Source organism: Bacillus sp. TH17 (genome assembly GCF_016651125.1).
GTDB classification, from domain to species: Bacteria; Bacillota; Bacilli; order Bacillales; family Bacillaceae_G; genus Bacillus_A; species Bacillus_A mycoides.
In genome coordinates, this window is record NZ_JAEKEN010000001.1 from 2,379,631 (window position 1) to 2,393,354 (window position 13,724).

Annotated in this window: 11 protein-coding genes and 3 pseudogenes; 4 read left to right on the forward strand and 10 right to left on the reverse strand. The window is 32.4% G+C overall.

Annotated elements, in window-relative coordinates:
• Positions 1–166 precede the first annotated feature (166 nt).
• Positions 167–559 (reverse strand): annotated as a pseudogene (locus JFT95_RS12070) (helix-turn-helix domain-containing protein); the annotation flags it as partial.
• Between the two features lie 72 nt (positions 560–631).
• On the opposite strand from JFT95_RS12070, the gene JFT95_RS12075 reads away from it, so the two are divergent.
• Entirely contained in the window at positions 632–835 is a 204-nt protein-coding gene (locus tag JFT95_RS12075; protein ID WP_201052330.1) for a hypothetical protein, read from the forward strand.
• 489 nt (positions 836–1,324) lie between these two features.
• Here JFT95_RS12075 and JFT95_RS12080 read toward each other — a convergent pair whose 3' ends face one another.
• Entirely contained in the window at positions 1,325–2,185 is an 861-nt protein-coding gene (locus JFT95_RS12080) for a DegV family protein (RefSeq protein ID WP_002189899.1), read from the reverse strand.
• Between the two features lie 225 nt (positions 2,186–2,410).
• Between JFT95_RS12080 and JFT95_RS12085 the strand changes: the two are divergent.
• Positions 2,411–2,841 (forward strand): annotated as a pseudogene (locus JFT95_RS12085) (GNAT family N-acetyltransferase).
• 363 nt (positions 2,842–3,204) lie between these two features.
• Here the strand turns inward: JFT95_RS12085 and JFT95_RS12090 are convergent.
• From JFT95_RS12090 to JFT95_RS12105, 3 genes and pseudogenes are all read right to left on the reverse strand, one after another.
• Positions 3,205–4,546, reverse strand: a pseudogene (locus tag JFT95_RS12090) (BC_2427 family protein).
• 127 nt (positions 4,547–4,673) lie between these two features.
• Positions 4,674–5,369 (reverse strand): CsxC family protein, encoded by a 696-nt coding sequence (locus JFT95_RS12100; protein ID WP_002013348.1) that lies wholly within the window; start codon positions 5,367–5,369, stop codon positions 4,674–4,676.
• Between the two features lie 593 nt (positions 5,370–5,962).
• Entirely contained in the window at positions 5,963–6,733 is a 771-nt protein-coding gene (locus JFT95_RS12105; protein ID WP_002013350.1) for a GNAT family N-acetyltransferase, read from the reverse strand.
• A gap of 490 nt (positions 6,734–7,223) precedes the next feature.
• Here JFT95_RS12105 and ycaC point away from each other — a divergent pair, with 490 nt between their 5' ends.
• The gene (gene ycaC / locus JFT95_RS12110; RefSeq protein ID WP_002192841.1) at positions 7,224–7,859 is read left to right on the forward strand and encodes an isochorismate family cysteine hydrolase YcaC; all 636 of its coding nucleotides are present in this window, start codon (positions 7,224–7,226) and stop codon (positions 7,857–7,859) included.
• A 542-nt stretch (positions 7,860–8,401) separates the two neighbouring features.
• Here the strand turns inward: ycaC and JFT95_RS12115 are convergent.
• On the reverse strand, positions 8,402–9,184 hold the full coding sequence (locus JFT95_RS12115) for a BC_2878 family exosporium-associated protein (RefSeq protein ID WP_201052331.1): 783 nt from the start codon (positions 9,182–9,184) through the stop codon (positions 8,402–8,404).
• 412 nt (positions 9,185–9,596) lie between these two features.
• Here JFT95_RS12115 and JFT95_RS12120 point away from each other — a divergent pair, with 412 nt between their 5' ends.
• On the forward strand, positions 9,597–9,917 hold the full coding sequence (locus tag JFT95_RS12120) for a hypothetical protein (RefSeq protein WP_002032538.1): 321 nt from the start codon (positions 9,597–9,599) through the stop codon (positions 9,915–9,917).
• A 54-nt stretch (positions 9,918–9,971) separates the two neighbouring features.
• On the opposite strand, the gene JFT95_RS12125 is transcribed toward JFT95_RS12120, so the two are convergent.
• The 4 genes from JFT95_RS12125 to JFT95_RS12140 are packed head-to-tail and all read right to left on the reverse strand — an operon-like array spanning position 9,972 to position 13,611.
• The gene (locus tag JFT95_RS12125; protein ID WP_012261118.1) at positions 9,972–11,507 is read right to left on the reverse strand and encodes an MDR family MFS transporter; all 1,536 of its coding nucleotides are present in this window, start codon (positions 11,505–11,507) and stop codon (positions 9,972–9,974) included.
• Positions 11,508–11,530: 23 nt separating this feature from the next.
• On the reverse strand, positions 11,531–12,238 hold the full coding sequence (locus tag JFT95_RS12130) for a polymer-forming cytoskeletal protein (RefSeq protein WP_012261119.1): 708 nt from the start codon (positions 12,236–12,238) through the stop codon (positions 11,531–11,533).
• Positions 12,239–12,263: 25 nt separating this feature from the next.
• The gene (locus tag JFT95_RS12135) at positions 12,264–12,974 is read right to left on the reverse strand and encodes a bactofilin family protein (protein WP_002189907.1); all 711 of its coding nucleotides are present in this window, start codon (positions 12,972–12,974) and stop codon (positions 12,264–12,266) included.
• Positions 12,975–12,987: 13 nt separating this feature from the next.
• On the reverse strand, positions 12,988–13,611 hold the full coding sequence (locus JFT95_RS12140) for a YhbD family protein (RefSeq protein WP_201052332.1): 624 nt from the start codon (positions 13,609–13,611) through the stop codon (positions 12,988–12,990).
• Positions 13,612–13,724 lie beyond the last annotated feature (113 nt).

Genomic DNA, 13,724 nt, shown 5'->3' on the forward strand with positions numbered 1-13,724 from the left:
ATAAACAAAAGCCAATTTCCATACGATAAGGACATTGGCTTTTTCTTTTTTATTTTGCTTCACATACGAAATTCGTATTTTGTGATTCCTTCCCATACAGAACCATTAATGCGTGGGAACCTCTTCTAATTAATAATCTGAGAAAACATATTACTGAAACCCTGTTTTAATCCATTTTATTTTCAGCTGAAATTTTAAAGTACTTCGCAGATAATTTATAAGAGCGATTCTCATTATAAAAGTTACCTAATTCAAAGGATAATTCAGCAACTAATCGATGTTGCTTTTTTTCTACTCCCACGTCAATTGCTTTTTGCATATTTTTCTCATATTCATAATAATCTCCACGTATTTTGAATATTTTAGCTTTCAAACCATATAGTTGGACATGTGCAATTGGTACATCATAAACCGATAAAAAATGAAATGCTTCATTCATAACTTTATTAACATTTTTCCAATCTTTAAGTTCTATATACACCTCTATCATGTTTCGTAATGCATATACCTTTTGATGTTTCTCCGATAAAAATTCACTCAATTTCAAAGTTTCTTCATAGATGAATTACCAATATCGCATCCTAGTAATTAGTTTGTCGAATTATTTAGTAAACTCGAAAGGAAGATAAACATGATTGTAAGACTTAAAGATGAATCCGCACGAAAAATAGTAAGATATGTTGGAGGCGCTGTTTTACTTTTAATAATCGCTTCTTTCCTTTATCAGTGGAAAAATGACTTAGTAATTGATCATACTGAAAGAGTCAGCTTTTCACTAGCTATCACTACTTTCCTATCTACCTTCTTACCTTTTAAAGAGAAAGTTAAGAAGTAATTACATATTTTTCATTCGCATAAAACAATTATTTTAGAATTTAAAATAGGCTTGAATCAAAAGCTAACTATCATTCTTAATTTAAATAGCATGATTGGTTAAACTTGCCGATTACATTGAGGGCATCTATTGTAACCGAAAATAAATTAAATAGGCTTAATAGATGAATTCCAAATACCACATCCTATAATTTAGTTTATCGAATTATTTACTAAATATGAAAGGGCGATAAATATGATTGTAAAACCTAAAAACGATTCAACACGAAAAATAGTAAGATATTCTGGAGGATCCGCAACTCTTTTAATACTAGCATCCTTCCTTTATCAGTGGAACAATGGTTTAGTAGTTGATGATACTGAAACATTTAGTTTAATACTAGCCTTCACTTGTTTCCTTTATACCTTCTTACCTAAAAAACAAAGCACTCATAAATAATAAATTCTATATTTAATTTAAAGAAAAAGGATTGATCAAAAGATCAATCCTTTACTCTACTTCATTTAAGAAGAACAACGTTAACGCACCTGGTCCTGTATGCGCTCCGATTGCAGCTCCAATTGTATTTACGATAAATACTTCACAACCGAATCTTTCAGTAATTAATGCTTTTAATGCTTCGGCAGTTTCTAAATCATCACCGTGAGTCATACCGATTGTTTGACCTTTAAGGTCTTTCCCGCGCTCTTCCATAATATCAACAATTCGGCTTAATACTTTCTTTTTCCCTCGTACCTTTTCAAGTGGTACAAGTTTTCCTTCATCCACATTTAAGATCGGCTTAATGTTTAATAAACCACCAATAAAACCAGCTACTTTACTTAAACGCCCACCTCTCACTAGGTACTGCAAGTCAGCTACAGTGAAGATATGTTCCATATGGTTCATTAGAAAAGCGACACGGTTTAATATTTCTTCTTTTGATGCGCCCTCTTTTGCCATTTTTGCAGCTTCTAATACGACAATACCTTGACCGAGTGAGGCACATTTTGTATCAATAATTTCTAAATCTAAATCAGTGTATGTTTCTTTCACTTCTTCTTTAATGAGAACTGACGATTGATATGTACCAGACAGTTCAGATGAGAAAGCTAAATATATACAAGGATTACCTTCTTTTGCATAAGAAACAAATTTTTCTTGGAAAGTTTCAAGTGAAGGCAATGACGTTCTATAAACTGCGCCTTCTCTCATTTTTTGCAGTAATGTAACCGATTTTAATGTAACCCCATCTAAATACTCTGTTTCTGCTTCATCATATACACGGAGTGGAATTAAATCAATATCATATGCTTGCAGCAATTCTACCGGTAAATCCGCCGCACTATCCGTAATGATTTTAACACCCATTTTTAAACCTCTATTCTGTTATAAATATAAAAAATATAAAATAAAAATAGTACTTTTAAATTATATACGTAAAACTTAAATGAAGAAAGGAAAAGACTTTATATTGTATGCACTATTCTTCAAAACTTGAACTGCAAATAAAAATGATTTCATTTTAACCTCTTTTTACAAGTTATTACACTGTGTATAATGAGAATATTACATTTTTTCTGAGGGAGGATACACATGAGTATTCAACTAGCTATATATAATGATTTAGAATGGGTTAATAATCATTATGAATCGATAGGATTTGTACCAAGTGATTTAACACGAGACACAGTTGCGATCATTACATATAACAACGAGTATGCAGGTGTTGGACGTTTAGTCCAAATAGATGAAGGTACTATTGAAATGGGTGGAATTTTTATTCTCCCTAAATTTAGAGGTCTACAATTAGCTGGGCAACTCGTTTCATTTTTAGTACAAACTGCAAAAAAATTACAAATACTAAATGTGTATTGTCTTCCTTTCGAGGAACTAGAAAACTTTTATAAAAAATATGGCTATACTGAAGTCGATACTACGAAAGAAGTTGTCCCCCCAATTATTCTAAAAAATATAATTGGTGTTTGGAAAATTACGATAAACATGTTTTACTATTTAAGTTGTGAGTTTTGTAAAAAAGGAGTCAATGTACTTTGTATTACACATCAGATTATACAAGCAATTATCTGTGAATTAGCTTCTTTATTCAAACAACATATACGCCACATTTTATACCCGTTTTTAATAAGTGTTAGCAAGTTCGTTGACAAACTTGTTAGCACCTTTTTAAAACTTAAACCTGAAGAAATTCATACAATTAAGTAACTATCCTAGCTAGCAATAATATCATCCTTCACAAATATTAAAGTGAATTCATTGAGGATAAACCGTTTGGAGGATATTCTATAGCACTGAATGATTTACAAAAGATTACGCATTGATACGCTACGAATAAAAATAATGAGCTAATCAAGGGAATATAATCATTTTTATGTAATTCGCACTTGTACTTCCTGTTCTTGTATCACTTGAATGATTAATTCCAATACAATATTTTGTACTAACTGATACACATTGTCATGAAATGTACTTTGTTCTGATATGTATTCAATACATTGATATATATATCCTTCTACCAATAAGCTCCCTTTTTCAACTGTAAATTTATTTTGTCCATTCTTTTTTACTTTTGGTACTAAAAATTCGGTTTTTGTCAAAATAATCTCCTGTTCCACCTCTTTTATTCCTATCACTTTTTCTGTAAATACCACTTTTTCTCGTAAACTAATTTCACCTTTATATCTTCCTATTTCTATTGGTAGTCTGGCTGTTATATAATTACTTACTTCTCCCCCATTTTCACTCTCTAATATTATGCTGTGAATAGGAATCCATGAAGATGTCTCTACCTTATTCTCTTCATTATTCCCTTTAACTTTTTGATTATATAATTCAACAAGCACTCTCTTTTCATGAAGATTTAAAGAAACTAATTTACAATAAGCCTCCGAATGATACTGTTGCACTGTAGTTAATAACTTAGAATCTAATTCACGCCCCTCCGCATCTTTTTCATTTCGAAATACAAATGCATCTTGATTTTTCACATTTATTTTTGGAAATACTTTAAAGCTAGACACTTCTGAAATAATAGAAAATGGCGTTTTCACTACCATTGAATGCACTGAAGTCTCTATTTTTGATCCTAAACCTATACTTTCTCTCTTTGATTCAGTTTCTTCACTTTTTTCTCTGATTCATTTGCTACTTCTACTTTCTCTAATCCAATCACTTTATTTTCTTTTGCTGGTTCAGTCTCTTCACTTTCTTTGTTTGATTCAATTGCTATTTCTTCTTTCTCTAATTCTCTTTCTTCATATTCTTTTACTGATTCAATTTTCACCTCTTCTTCCTCTAATCCAATCGCTTTATTTTCTTTTGTTAATCCAGTTTTTTCACTCTCTTTCTCTATTCCAATTACTTTATCTTCTTTTTTTGACTCTGTTTCTTTACTTTCTTTCTCTATCCCCATTGCTTTATCTTCTTTTTTTGACTCTGTTTCTTTACTTTCTTTCTCTATTCCCATTGCTTTTTCTTCTTTTTTTGACTCTGTTTCTTTACCTTCTTTCTCTATTCCCATTGCTTTTTCTTCTTTTTTTGACTCTGTTTCTTTACCTTCTTTCTCTATTCCCATTGCTTTTTCTTCTTTTTTTGACTCTGTTTCTTTACTTTCCTTTTTTCTCTTATTTCGCGCGAATCATCTTGAACATTCAGCATTTTCCATTTGTAAACTTTGTTCCATATTTCCTTACCAACCCATGGCTTATTCATCACCATCCCCCCATCTGATGAAATTCATAAAAATATGCTTTTTGTACGCGACCATTCCATCATTATATATGTTTTATAATAATAAAAAAGACATTGTCTTTTTATTAAAGACAATGCTTTTTTAGTCTTATACTTGTACTTGTTGTACTTGTAAAACTTTTAAAGTAAGATCTAGTACAATTTTTTCACGAAGAGTTCCAAATGGCTCGTTTAATTCTGTTGGACAAGGTGAAAAGTCTAATTCGAAAAATTGTGCGCTTACTAATTCACAATATGGTTGTTCATTATAAAAAACTGTATTTTCGAAGAAGTATTTGTCTAAACGTGGTAAATCACCATTTTTAGGATTAATAAAGTGAGATGTAGTATCTGAGGAAGAAGCTACTACAGCTTGTGATAGAAAATCAGCTGCTGTTAAATCTGCAAAACCAGAAAATGGAACATTTGCAATACGATCATATAGCACTCCATTACACTCATCATTTGCATATTCAATATTTTTACGAATATATCCTTGTACAAATAATTTTGCTCTTGTAACTCGGCGATAATTTGTACCTGGTACTGGAGTAAATGCTACAGGAACTAACTTACATTGTGTTAAAAATACATTTTTTAACACACGCTTAATCTCAGTTGCTGGAGGATCTAATGAAATATCAGATTCTACAACAATTTGAATTGTTCTTTCTGCTAATACAACTGGTATTTTTACAATCGGTGTTCCTGGAGTAAGAATTGGTGTTGCAGCTGCATCACTTAATGGCGTTTGAGTTTGTCCATCTACCTGACATGGTACATTAATTGGGCATTGTTCGCTCATATTTTATAATCTCCTTTATACAATATTTTGGAGTTTTTTAACTCTCTATACTGTATATGTATCTCTTCTATTAATGCGTGGGTTTGTATAATAGTTACTTTCATCATTTACAAAAAAATAGCAAATTTATTGTTAGTTAAACACACATAACTTAATATATTAAGCCTTTATGATTATCTACCTATATAAAAAGAGAATTTCTGAACCCTCATCGTGGAAGTAGGAACTGATGTGTTAATTATATTCACTAGTAATAGAAGAAAAATCAATATTAGTATCACTCTACTGTTGAAAAAAATAAAAACCGACTAAAAAAAGTCGGTTTTTATACCCAAATTTTTGCGGAATCCCTTCATCCTTATCATTAATATCATTGTTTTATTCTCAAATTTTTCACTAAAATTTATCAACTCTTCTTAGGAAACCAATCTTGTCGTCATTCTTTTCCCTTAATTTCATTTATTAACATCTCTTTTAATACCTTTTTATCTTTGGATAGTTTAGTTTTTGTTTGCAATTATAAAAAATAAGACTACTAAACGTTAATTTACTAGTCTTATGACGTTGTACAATCCGTACACGCTCCCGTTCATTCACTTATTATTTACAAAATAAGTATCATATGCCTTATCAAAAACATACCCTAGCTTTTCTGCTAATTTGACAGAAGTACTATTCGCTGCGTCCCAGTTTGGATACCTCCCCTTTTCTAAACAATCCAATATTAAGGTCGCACAAACTACAGTTGCCAATCCCTTTCTTCTATGATCAAGATCAGTAGCAACTTCAATTTCAATACCATCATTATAAATACTATATGATGATGCACCGCATACGACTTCTCCATTATACAAAATGCTATAACCTATACCTCGATTTACATAATCATCTATTGATCGAAATTGACTTGTAAAATCTTCAGAAACGTTGTGTAATGTTGGATTATTTGCGATATGCTCATCTATTTTTCTTAATTCATATCCTTTTGGAAGTGCAGTTATAAAAGATTGTAATTTTGAGCGATTAAACACTTCTGCATTTCTTTTAAATTTATATCGTAAAAACTTATCTATTTTTCTTTCATGGAATGTTTCTAAACGCTTTTTCCATTGATCACTATTTACGATTACTAAAATTCTTTCAGGGATGTTACGTAATAACTCTTCTGTCTCTTTTGCATTTGGATCCCCAGCGTAAAATGTGAAAATCCCTACCGTAATTTGCGCTACTGTCGGGTTTTCAAGATCGTTCACCCAGGCATTGCCCATATGTCCTTGTAAATAAGAAAGTAGAACAACATTATTAAAATCCTCGAACATAGAAACTAATTTTTTTCTTGTATGTATTTTTGCCTCATATATCATTTACATTCCCGCTTTCTTTAAAATCAACTAGACTCAACATTTTCATGAGTTAACTTTTATTAGTATTCTTATACACACTTATTTATTATCTAAGTAAATGTCTATGAAACTCAACTCTAAAATGTCAAATAATTATAAATTATACGTAAATTCAATTTTATTATAACATCTAATTTCATTGAAATGATTTACCAATCAAGAATTGCTATTTTCAGATTCATTTTAGTCCTCATATCTCATTTTCTATTTACAGGTAAAAACATTATTATTCACAAATAATAGATAGCATTAGGACCATACCACATAGCTATCCACTCAATTAATACATTGTTTCCCAAAACGAAAAATTTGTAATTCCTCAATATAAAAATACATACATCCCAATATTCTAATGAAAACTATTTGTTGATAAATTTTTGCATGTATACCAAATCAAGATAAATAACTGTAAGATTGATTTGTAAATAAGCTTATTAAGGGGGATTATAAAATGTCTGATTTGTATTCTCGTCTTTCAAAAAGTGATGCCGCGGTTCTTCTAGTGGATCATCAAACAGGTCTTATTTCCAGTCTAGTGCGTGACTATGGTGTTGATGAATTCAAGAATAATGTTTTAGCTCTTGCGAATACCGCTAAGTTTTTTGATTTACCTGTTATTTTAACAACTAGCTTCGAAGACGGTCCTAATGGTCCACTCATGCAGCAATTAATCGAACTATTTCCAAATGCGCCTAAAATAGCGCGTCCTGGACAAATTAACGCGTGGGACAATGATGAATTTGTAAAAGCTATTGAAGCAACGGGTAAAAAACAGTTAATTATCGCAGGTGTCGTTACTGATGTTTGTGTTGCGTTCCCAGCTCTATCAGCTATAAATGCAGGGTATGAGGTATTTGTTGTAACGGATGCATCTGGAACTTTTAGTAAACAAGTTGCTGATGCCGCTCTTATGCGTATGGCTCATGGAGGGGTGCAACTAATGAACTGGTTTAGCGTTGCAGCAGAGTTACAGCGTGACTGGCGAAATGATGTTGAAGGTTTCGGAGCTTTACTTGCTAAGCATCTTCCAAGTTATCAAAATATCATTGGAAGCTATATGGGGGCTCAAAGAGAGCTTAGCAAGTAAAATCTTAATATAAAATCAGAATTGGTATTGTATTTTCGTTAACTTGATGGCGATATATGGTAACAATGATGACTAATTATTCCTAATAAAATTCACTCTCAAAAAAACTTACAGCAGGTATTTACATAATTTAAAAAAGGGCTGTCGTAGCAGCCCTTTTTTAAATTATTTTACTAATATTGTATAATCGCCTACTCCACCGCTATATTTATTTACACTTAAATAAATATCCCCTGCAATTGACTTCTTTCATATTTTGTTGCGTAAGCAGGGTACCTAATTTGCATGTTTATGGCAGTGACGCATTAAGGAATAACACGTATCAATTGATAGTACAAACCAGCCTATTTCCCGCTACTACGGCCTATACATTATAGAAAACAATAAATACCTTTACTTTCATTAGTGTATCTAAAGAGAAGCTAAAAAATTTCCGATTCCACACAATAAATGGCTAAATTCAAATGTAACAATATTTCATTTAATCATTTTTATGTAAAAACCCTCATTATAGTGTACGAGGGTTAATTACGATAAATACGTTATAACTCCTTCTTAGAAATGTAAGATTCCGTCTCACCATTTTTATATATTTTAGTTAACTTAATAATTGAATTGTACATCATACTATTGTCGTTAATAATCTCTTTTTTCATCTCTTCTATTTCGGCATTTCCAGTTCCACTCTCTATTTTTAAACAGTTTGAAATGTTGAGGTATCCATTTGATGCGAAAAGAATGATAAACGTAATATCAGGGAAGTTAATAAACAGTAATCCAAATTTCAATGGATTTCCAGTTATATCCGATAAGATTAATCGAAAATCTAACAGTTCAGGTACCGGAACGAAATCTTTAGAAACAATCGCTTCACCTACTATAGTAATTTGCTTTACTACATTCCCAAGCTCATCTACAAATTCAATACATCTAGGTGGATCAATCGTTGTTGCCTGTAAAGATAAACTTAATTCAGGATTATTAAAATCGAAGAATAGTGTACTTCCCTCATTTAAACAATGTGGACAAACATTTCCAAGTAAACTGAATTCATCTTCAATAAATTTAACTTTCGTTTTACAACTACAAACTTTCCCTATTCGAATCGCATCAATTCTTGAACAATCTACAAATATTACCTCACTGTCTTCTTGTGCAAACGAAACTATACCTTTTATCTCATTAAATGAAATAAAATAGGATACAACTATTTCGTTTCCGTCTATTACGATACTCTCAACCCTAGAATAAGGATGTAAACTTTTCAAAAATTCACATATACTATTTTGACAACATTGACAATCACGTTTCGGCTCACAATCCACTGATTCTCCATTCCTTTCCTATATGTTTTACCTAATAAATATAATATGAAAGGTATGTAAGAAAAGCTTGGACAATATAACTCTAATATTAGTCTAGATAAGTATACAGACATATGCCTGTCAAATTAAGAAACTCATCGTTCCTCAAATAAGTAATAAAATATATTTTTCACTATAAATGCATATAACAATTTCATCTTTCAACAAAAAAGCGTTATAATAAAGTGAAACTTCTATTAGCGGGGAGCTTTATCTCCTACTAATGGTTAGCCCTCACCAATCGGGCTCTTACGGGCAGTTATCTCCTGCCATCCTCATCATTTGCTTCTTCACCTTGAGGCGGGAGTCTACTGCTCGTTATTGCGGGATGAATTGCAGCCTCTACGATTACGTTATAAAGGAGATTAAAACAATGACTAAAATTAAAGTATATCAAGTAAAAGAAGAAAATATGGAAGCAGTAAAAAACATTATTGATGTTGAGGAACAAAACCCAACTGCTGAGAACTTACAAAATCTATATACATGTGTATTAGATACTGAAGATATGGCATTACCTGAATCATACGTTGAAGAAGATATCTTAATTGATTCTATGGAAGTTATGGTTAACGCTTCTCAAAGCAAGCTAAGAGACTTAGGTACATATGATGTAATCGAAGTTCAAAACAAAGGTAAGAAAACACAAATTTTATTATTAGCAGACGAAGAATACGAAATTATTGAAGGCTAATTCGACTCCGTACATAAGAAAAAGCTCCTTTCAAAATTGAAAGGAGCTTTTTCTTTATGCTTTTGATGTTTCACTTTTCACCTTGTTTTGTTCTTTTTTATATACCATGCGCTCATTTCCCATAAAGAAAACGAATACGAACGCTAAACTTGCGGGGACTAACGCCCACATAAATGTCTGAACGATTGAACTAGAGAGAGCTTCAATAATTTTATCTAATATTTGCGGCGGAATTTGAGATCTTGCCGATTCTGATAGAATAGCTCTTGAATCTCCTAAAGCGTTTGTATTCATTCCCCCGCTCATACCTTTAAACGATTCTTCTAATTGATCCTGGAAACCAGTTCTTTGAATCATTCCGAAGATTGTAATACCAAGTGTCATACCTAATGAACGAATGAAGTTACTCGTTGAAGTCGCAGAACCGCGTTGCTCCATACCGAAGTTATGAATAGCAGCCATACTTAGTACAGAGAATGAGAAACCAACTCCAAAACCGATAATAACCATATAAATTGTTAATAATATACGACTTGTTTCTGGCGTTAATGTACTTAATAAGAATAATCCGATTAGCATAATTACAGCAGAAATAATCATAATGTTTCGGTAGCTAAGTTTCGATGTTAAAAATCCACCTAACTGCGCTGTAACTACTGATCCTAACATCATTGGTAATAACAATAATCCTGAGTTTGTTGCCGTACCACCGTATACACCTTGAATAAATAACGGAATGTACACAGTTGCTGACATAAATGCCGCCCCGTAACATAAGGCAATGATTGTACTCATTCCGAATAGACGTTGTTTAAACATCTCAAATGAAATGATTGGTTCTTCTACTTTTCGTTCAATAACAATAAAAGCAATTACTAAAATAGCGAACCCAGCAAATAAACTTAAAATAAAGCTAGAATCCCAATCATACTTTTGTCCGCCTAATTCTAAGGCGAACATTAAACAAACTACTGCACCAACTAAAGTAATTGCGCCAAACCAATCAATCTTTTGTTCTCTATGAACTCGTGACTCTTTATAAAATAATGTAATAAAAATAAGTGCTAAAATTCCAAGTGGTAAGTTAATATAAAACACCCAGTGCCAGCTAATATAATCCGTAATATATGCGCCAAGTAATGGCCCGAAAATACTTGATAAACCAAATACTGCTCCGAATAAACCACCCATTTTCCCGCGCTTTTCTGGAGGGAAAATATCAAAAACGATAGTAAATGCGATCGGCACTAGTGCCCCGCCGCCAATACCTTGAATGGCACGATAAATACCTAACTGTGTAATATTTTCAGCAGTTCCACAAAGTGCCGAACCAATCATAAATACGATTAAACCGAAAATAAAGAATCTCTTTCTACCATACATATCTGATAGTTTACCGAAAATCGGCATACCTGCCATTTCTGCGACCATATAGGCAGAAACGACCCATACAAAGTTTTCAAGGCCTCCTAAATCACCAACGATTGTTCCCATCGCTGTTACGACAATGGTATTATCCATTGATGCCATTAAAATCCCTAGCAATAAGCCCGCCACAACAAAACCGAGCTTATTATTCTTCTCAACCATAACCTTGCTCTCCCTCATACTACTTATATTTGTTTATGTTCTTTTACGACTGCATTACCTTTCTGATTAAAACTAGTGTGATATTCTACTACACTAATTTCACAGCCAGGGCCAATTATAACATGATTTCCTCTTACTACGTCTGCTATTGTATGTTCTAAATAAATATCATCCCCTTCAATAATTGATGTTTGAAGGCTTCCTGCATGACTTGTAAAAGGTATAAATCTCGCTTTTTTACGTACTGTAATCTTTTTCCCACCGATTTCTCTCACTTTACTTCCTTCATAACGAAGTGAGATCTCAATATTTTCAGCATTAAGCAAACCATCACTTTCAAGACCACCAGTTAGTAATAATTCCTCTACTTCTATATCTCCCATTACATTTAAAGCGCCTTTCACATCTACGAAATCACCGGATAGCTTCCCTTTAAATTCTATCATACCTCTAACTTTTATTTTATTAATTTGTCCGTCGCCTTGTACTTGGGCATTGCCATATACTTTTACATATTCCGCCTCCATATTCCCCTGTACTTCACTATCTCCATACACGACATAATTTTTCGCTTTCATATTGCCACGTACTTCACTTGTACCATACGTTTTAAAATCATTACAACTCATATGATTAGAGATTGTTCCTTCGCCGCGTATCTTTACTTTGTTATAATCTCCACCTGCTGAGCTACCTGATCCATTGACAGTAAGACTATGTTGATTTTCCATACCGATTCCTCTCTCCCTTTTAAACTTAAACTTGCTTAATTTCTTTTACATTTGCACTTTTATCAACAGTAAGAACCCCAGTATATTCAATTAGTTCAATCTCACAGTTCGGCCCTACAGTAACATTGTTTCCCCTTACTGTTTTAATGTGAGCATAATCAATATCGATATTGTCACCTTCTAGCAGTTCAGCTTCTAACTGTAAGCCAAATACTGTTTTAAATAGTCTACTAAAAGCACTCAATCTATGTTTTACTTTAATGGTTTGGCCACCAATTTCTTTCGCTCTACATGTACCATGAATATTTATATTAATTTCATCTGCGCTTAATAATCCACCAACTGTAAATTGCCCTTCTGAAGAAAAAATATCAACTTCACAATTACCATCAATCGTCGCTTGACCATTGATTTTAAATTCTTCACCAGTTACATTACCACCTATCGTCCCTTTTCCTGCAATTTTTAAAGTGGTCGCCTTTACATCTTGTGTAATTGTCCCTTTCCCATCGATTCGCATCATTTCCGCACTAACTGTACCCTCAACTTTACCTGATCCGCTAATTCTCGCATCGCTACTTTTCAAATCACCAGTAACAATTCCGTAACCATTACATTCAAATTGGTCGCACTCAACGTTTCCATTAACAGTTCCTTTTCCATTTAGTTGCACTTTATGAAACTCTCCACCGTTTGATGAACCATATCCGTTTATAATTAAATTTTCTGTACGCATTATTTCTCCTCCACTACAACAGTTTAGTTTTTAATGCTTCGGTATATTTCATAATTGCTACACGTAAAACAATCTTTGTTCCCATTTCAAAAATTAAATCCTCAACGCTTGATACTAAGAAGCATGTAGAAATCCCTAACTTCCGAATAATAACTAAATCACAATTTTTATGTTTAATCGCTTCATAATTTTCACGTAAAACTTGTAAAACCATTTTCCCTTCTTCTAAGCTAACGTCTCCTGATTGAAGAAGTTCTTCTAACACGTATACATAAAGAATATCTGCAAATTGAAAATCTGCCGTTTTGTTCGTTTGCTCCATGAAAAATTGTAAAACAGGTTCTGATGTAATTTCTTTACGAATGAGATCTTCCTTTGCTAAAAGAATCTCTGTTACGCTTGGTGAAAACATATTTGCCAATTCATCAAGCGATAGATCCTCTTTCATCGTTTGAATTTTATCAATACGCTCTAATATCTTTTCTTTCGGAAAAAATGTTTCCTGACCTGTGAACGTTGACTTCCGTACAAACCAATCTTCCGGTATTAAATTTTTTCTCTTCCACCTATATAACTGTCCGTATGAAATACCAGTTAACTCTAATAAATCTTTTTTTGAAATTAAATTTGTAATCAACTGTATATCACTCCTTCCTAACAACAATGTAACATAACACTGTTACGCTGTAAATGAACTTTTATAACATGTAGCGTAAAAATGTGCAAAACAAACTTCATTTCCATACAAAA

Coding starts and splice junctions, on each gene's coding strand:
- JFT95_RS12130 (WP_012261119.1), bottom strand. CDS start 12,238: ATGGAAAATCAACATAGTCTTACTGTCAATGGATCAGGTAGCTCAGCA.
- JFT95_RS12125 (WP_012261118.1), bottom strand. CDS start 11,507: ATGGTTGAGAAGAATAATAAGCTCGGTTTTGTTGTGGCGGGCTTATTG.
- JFT95_RS12120 (WP_002032538.1), top strand. CDS start 9,597: ATGACTAAAATTAAAGTATATCAAGTAAAAGAAGAAAATATGGAAGCA.
- ycaC (WP_002192841.1), top strand. CDS start 7,224: ATGTCTGATTTGTATTCTCGTCTTTCAAAAAGTGATGCCGCGGTTCTT.
- JFT95_RS12100 (WP_002013348.1), bottom strand. CDS start 5,369: ATGAGCGAACAATGCCCAATTAATGTACCATGTCAGGTAGATGGACAA.
- JFT95_RS12080 (WP_002189899.1), bottom strand. CDS start 2,185: ATGGGTGTTAAAATCATTACGGATAGTGCGGCGGATTTACCGGTAGAA.
- JFT95_RS12075 (WP_201052330.1), top strand. CDS start 632: ATGATTGTAAGACTTAAAGATGAATCCGCACGAAAAATAGTAAGATAT.
- JFT95_RS12135 (WP_002189907.1), bottom strand. CDS start 12,974: ATGCGTACAGAAAATTTAATTATAAACGGATATGGTTCATCAAACGGT.
- JFT95_RS12105 (WP_002013350.1), bottom strand. CDS start 6,733: ATGATATATGAGGCAAAAATACATACAAGAAAAAAATTAGTTTCTATG.